The organism is Roseateles sp. P5_B10, from assembly GCF_056400485.1.
In genome coordinates, this window is sequence record NZ_JBFULE010000437.1 from 1 (window position 1) to 4,436 (window position 4,436).

6 protein-coding genes are annotated in these 4,436 nt (G+C 68.5%); 3 read left to right on the forward strand and 3 right to left on the reverse strand.

The features are described from left to right. Together AC1DU6_RS21295 and AC1DU6_RS21300 are read left to right on the forward strand one after the other, a co-directional pair. Nucleotides 1-905: YihY/virulence factor BrkB family protein (locus AC1DU6_RS21295; RefSeq protein WP_477859424.1), on the forward strand; the 905-nt coding region annotated here is incomplete at its 5' end. Continuing rightward, on the forward strand, nucleotides 902-1,732 hold the full coding sequence (locus AC1DU6_RS21300; RefSeq protein WP_477859425.1) for a lysophospholipase: 831 nt from the start codon (nucleotides 902-904) through the stop codon (nucleotides 1,730-1,732). The genes AC1DU6_RS21295 and AC1DU6_RS21300, both read left to right, overlap by 4 nt. Here AC1DU6_RS21300 and AC1DU6_RS21305 read toward each other — a convergent pair. Genes AC1DU6_RS21305 through AC1DU6_RS21315 form a run of 3 tightly spaced genes read right to left on the reverse strand, consistent with a single transcriptional unit; the run spans nucleotide 1,710 to nucleotide 3,743 of the window. Continuing rightward, nucleotides 1,710-2,342, reverse strand: coding sequence for an LON peptidase substrate-binding domain-containing protein (locus AC1DU6_RS21305; RefSeq protein ID WP_457323731.1), 633 nt, complete (start codon nucleotides 2,340-2,342; stop codon nucleotides 1,710-1,712). The two genes, AC1DU6_RS21300 and AC1DU6_RS21305, sit on opposite strands and share 23 nt — an antisense overlap. A gap of 4 nt (nucleotides 2,343-2,346) precedes the next feature. Further along, a complete protein-coding gene (locus AC1DU6_RS21310; protein ID WP_457323732.1) occupies nucleotides 2,347-3,276 on the reverse strand; it encodes a patatin-like phospholipase family protein in 930 nt (309 codons plus the stop codon). A gap of 41 nt (nucleotides 3,277-3,317) precedes the next feature. After that, entirely contained in the window at nucleotides 3,318-3,743 is a 426-nt protein-coding gene (locus tag AC1DU6_RS21315) for an Lrp/AsnC family transcriptional regulator (protein WP_056194870.1), read from the reverse strand. Nucleotides 3,744-3,868: 125 nt separating this feature from the next. Between AC1DU6_RS21315 and AC1DU6_RS21320 the strand changes: the two genes are divergently transcribed. Next, nucleotides 3,869-4,436 (forward strand): Rossmann-fold NAD(P)-binding domain-containing protein (locus tag AC1DU6_RS21320; RefSeq protein WP_477859426.1); only part of this gene is annotated, 568 nt, incomplete at its 3' end.

Here is a 4,436-nt window from a genome sequence, read left to right on the forward strand (position 1 = left end):
GGCTTGATCAGATCCGACCGCTGGGACGCGTGCTGAAGCTGACCTTCGACGGCTTCCTCGACGACCGCGGCCCGCGCATGGGCGCGGCACTCGCCTACTACACGCTGTTCTCGCTGGCACCGCTGCTGCTCATCGTCGTGTCCGTGGCCGGCCTGGTCTGGGGCGGCGAGGCGGTGCGCGGCGAGCTCTTCGACCAGCTCGCCGCGCTGCTCGGCGCGACGGCCGCCTCGACAGTCGAAAGCATGCTGAAGTCGGTCTCCTGGCCGGCCGGCGGCTGGCTCAGCACGGTTGTCGGGCTGGGGCTGATGCTGGTCGGTGCGACGACGATGTTCGCCGAGCTACAGGATGCGCTGGACACCATCTGGCGCGTGCCGGCCCGCCCGGTGCAAGGCTGGCTGAACTGGCTGCGCGCGCGCCTGCTGAGCTTCGGCCTCATCTTTGGCCTGAGCTTTCTGCTGCTGGTGTCGCTGCTGCTGGACGCCGTCATGTCGGCCGCCCAGACCTGGTGGCAGCCCTGGTTCGGCGACTGGCTGCGCGTCGCTGCTCTGGCCAACACGGTGTTCAGCCAGGGCCTGGTGGTGGCCGTGTTCGCGCTGATCTTCAAGTGGATGCCACGCGTTCACGTCGCCTGGCGCGACGTGCTGCTCGGCGCCTTCGTCACGGCGGGCCTGTTTGCCCTGGGCCGCTATGGCATCGGCGCCTATCTGCAGCGCAGCGGCGTCGCCTCGGGCTTTGGCGCCGCGGCCTCGGTGGTGGCCCTGCTGGTGTGGGTGTACTTCTCGGCGCAGATCCTGCTGATCGGCGCCGAGTTCACCTGGGCCTACGCAAGAGTGTTGGGTTCGCGACGAGAAACAGACGAAGCTCGTGCAAACTTGCGCACCGATTCCCAGCCCGCGACGCGATGACGACCACCACCACCGACGACGGCCTCAAGCTCCACCTGCGTCACTGGCCCACCACCGCGGCTCCCGCACGCGGCCAGTTGCTCATCTGCCATGGCCTGGGCGAACACATCGAGCGCTATGCCCATGTCGCCGCGGCACTGAACGCGGCCGGTTGGGATGTGCACGGCTGGGATCACCGCGGCCACGGGCACAGCGATGGCCGCAAGGGCGACATCCCCGCGCACGACGCGCTGCTGCGCGACACGGCACGCGTCATCGACGCCGTGCGCCAGCCGGGCAAGCGTTTCGTGCTGCTCGGCCACAGCATGGGCGGGCTGATCGCCGCGCGCTTTGCAGCGGAGGCGCTGACAGGCAAGCCCGCGGCCTGGAGCCGGCCGCTGGATGGCCTGGTGCTGTCTTCCCCCGCGCTGGATGCGGGCCTGTCCGGTTTCCAGAAGCTGCTGCTTGCCGCGGCGGGATCGCTCGCCCCGGGCCTGGCCGTCAGCAACGGCCTCAAGCCCGAATGGATCAGCCGCGACACCGCCGTCGTCAAGGCCTACGCGACCGACCCGCTGGTGCATGACCGCATCACGGCGCGGCTGACGCGCTTCATCGTCGACAGCGGCGCCCGTGCCATTGGCGACGCACCGCGCTGGAAGCTGCGCACGCTGCTGATGTGGGCCGGCGCGGACCGCTGCGTGTCACCGCGCGGCAGCGAGGCCTTTGCGTCTGGCGCACCCGCCAATGTCGTCGCCACCAAGCCCTGGCCCGGCCTCTTCCACGAGATCTTCAACGAGCCCGAGAAGGCCGAGGTGCTGAAGACGCTTACCGATTGGCTGAACGCGTAAGCGCGTCAAGCCGGTCGACGATGAGCTCCAATCTCAGCAGCGGGTTGTCCATCACCATCAGCCGCTGGCGCGCCTCGACCGGCATGGGCAGCAGCTCGGCCCAGCGGTTGGCCAGCCAGCCCGCGTCGTCCCACTGGTAGGGCGGCTGCACGGGCAGGTCGTCCGCGGCGCCGCGGGCCTTCCAGCCGGCGAGCAGGTCCTGCAGTTGCTGAGCGGCCTGGCGCAGATCGTCTGGCACCGGCACCGCGACGTCGCCGGCCAACAGCTCAAGCCGGCCGACCCACAGGCCATGGCTGAGGTTGCGCGAGCCCTGCACGCGAAAGCGCTGTGTGCCGCAGATGCGGATGTTGATGAGGCCGGCCTGCGCGTGCTCGAAATCCTCGATGCGGGCCAGCGTGCCGACGTCGTGAAAAGCCTCGGCCCGAAAGCCCTCGCCCTCGCGCCGGCGCACCTCCTCGCCCGAAGTCAACGCCACGATGCCAAAGGGCTCGCCGCGCGCATGGCAGCGCTGCACCATGTCCAGGTAACGCGGTTCGAAGATGCGCAGCGCCAGATGGCCGCCGGGAAAGAACACCGAGCGCAGCGGGAACAGCGGCGTCTCGACATCCATAGCTTCAGCGGGTCTTCTCGGCGATGCGCTGGCGCAGGATCGGCAGGATCGCCTGCGCTGCCTCGCGACCGGCCTGCACCGCACGGCGCCGCGCCGTGAAGTCGGCGCTGCCCACGCCATCGAGCCTGGGCCGGATGACGACGTCGGCGTCGCGCAGCTCGAACATGTTGATGCTGCGCCCCATGATGGAAAAGGTCTGCATCAGCATGCGAAAGGCGTCGCCCGGCGGGTCCTTCTCGGGCGGCGAGGTGATGTCCACCGCGACGACGAGCTGCGCGCCCATTTCCCTGGCAAAGCGCACCGGCACCGGTGACACCAAGCCGCCGTCGACAAATTCGCGCTGGCCGATGCGCACCGGCTGGAACACGGCCGGTACCGCGCTGGAGGCACGGACAGCCGTGCCGGTGTCGCCGCTGCGGAACAGGATGGAAGAGCCGTCGGACAGGTCAGTGGCGACGATGCCCAGCGGCACCACCATCTGCTCAATGTTCTTGCCGCCGGTCTTGTCGCGGATGAAGCGCGCCAGCGCCTCGCCGCGGATCAGGCCGCGCAGCGGGAAGGACCAGTCGGTGATCGCGCCCTCGTCCATGGTCTCGGCCAGCGTCTGCATCTCCTTGCCGGTCTTGCCCGAGGCGTAGAGCGATGCGACGAGGCTGCCGGCCGAGGTGCCGGCGACCAGGTCGACCTTGATGCCGTTCTCTTCGAACACCTGGATGACGCCAATGTGGGCAAAGCCGCGCGCGGCGCCGCCGCCCAGGGCCAGGCCGATGCGTGGCGGTTTCGGGGCTGGCTTGATGACGGGTGGCGGCTCAGGCGGCGGCGTCGGGACGACGACGACCGGCGGCTGGGGTGGCTGGCTGGGCAGCACGGAACAACCGGCCAGCGCCACAAGGGAGGCCGCAAGCCAGGCACGGCGGATCAGGACAGGATTCATTTCAAGGCAGAGGGAGCGCGGCGCACGATAACCGAGGCCGATCAGGCCAGCTTGTAGCTTTGCAGATGGATGGAGGTCTCGGTGCCGGCAATGCCCTTGATGAGGCGCACCCGCTCCAGCACGTCGGCCAGTTCCTGCAGGCTGGAGCTGCGGATCTCGGCCAGCAGGTCCCAGCGGCCGTTGGTGTCGAAGAGGCCCGTGATGCCGGGCTCGCCGAGCAGCATGGCCACCACCTCGCGCGTGCGGTTGCCTTCAACCGTGATGCTCATCCATGCCGTGATCTGGTCGGGCACCGAGTCGGGCCGCAGGCGCACCGTGTAGCCGGTGATGACGCCGCTGTCTTCCAGCCGCGCGATGCGGTTGGTGACGGTGCCGCGCGAGACCTTGAGCTTGGCCGCGAGCGTGGCGACGCTGGCTCGGGCATCGGTGCGCAGCAGGGCGAGGAGTTGCTGGTCAAGGGCATCCATTTTGATCAATTCGGCAATTTCCACTGCCATTTTGCCAAATCGCGATGCATTACGTGGCAAGAGTTGAGCTTCTGTTTGGCACATGGCCCCGGAAGAATCGCCTCAACACATTCCGCGAGACTGCCATGACCACCGTCCTCACCACCCAAGACGTCGCCCGCCTTGTCCAACGTGTCGGACTTCCTGATTTACTTCGCCGCCTCGTCAGCTACCTCGAATCCGACTACCTGCGCTGGGCCGAATTCGACAAGACGCCCCGTGTCGCCGCCCATTCACAAGACGGCGTCATCGAGCTGATGCCCATCGCCGACGCCAGCCTCTACAGCTTCAAATACGTCAACGGCCACCCCAAAAACCACCGCTTCGGCCTGCCGACCGTGATGGCTTTCGGCGTGCTCGCCGACGTGGCGACCGGYGCCCCCGCCCTGCTCTCCGAGCTGACCCTGACCACCGCCATGCGCACCGCCGCCACCTCGGTCATGGTGGCCAAGCGCCTGGCCCGCCCCGACAGCCGTGTGATGGCCCTGATCGGCAACGGCGCCCAGAGCGAGTTCCAGGCCCTGGCCTTCCACCACCTGCTCGGCATCCGCGAGCTGCGCCTCTACGACATCGACCCGGCCGCCACGGCCAAGCTGGTGCACCACCTTCAGCAAACGCCCGGCCTCACGCTGACCGTGTGCGCCTCCACTGCGG

Excerpts from the sequence above, each read along its gene's own strand:
- AC1DU6_RS21305 (WP_457323731.1), bottom strand. The coding sequence starts at position 2,342 with ATGGATGTCGAGACGCCGCTGTTCCCGCTGCGCTCGGTGTTCTTTCCC.
- AC1DU6_RS21300 (WP_477859425.1), top strand. The coding sequence starts at position 902 with ATGACGACCACCACCACCGACGACGGCCTCAAGCTCCACCTGCGTCAC.
- AC1DU6_RS21310 (WP_457323732.1), bottom strand. The coding sequence starts at position 3,276 with ATGAATCCTGTCCTGATCCGCCGTGCCTGGCTTGCGGCCTCCCTTGTG.
- AC1DU6_RS21315 (WP_056194870.1), bottom strand. The coding sequence starts at position 3,743 with ATGGATGCCCTTGACCAGCAACTCCTCGCCCTGCTGCGCACCGATGCC.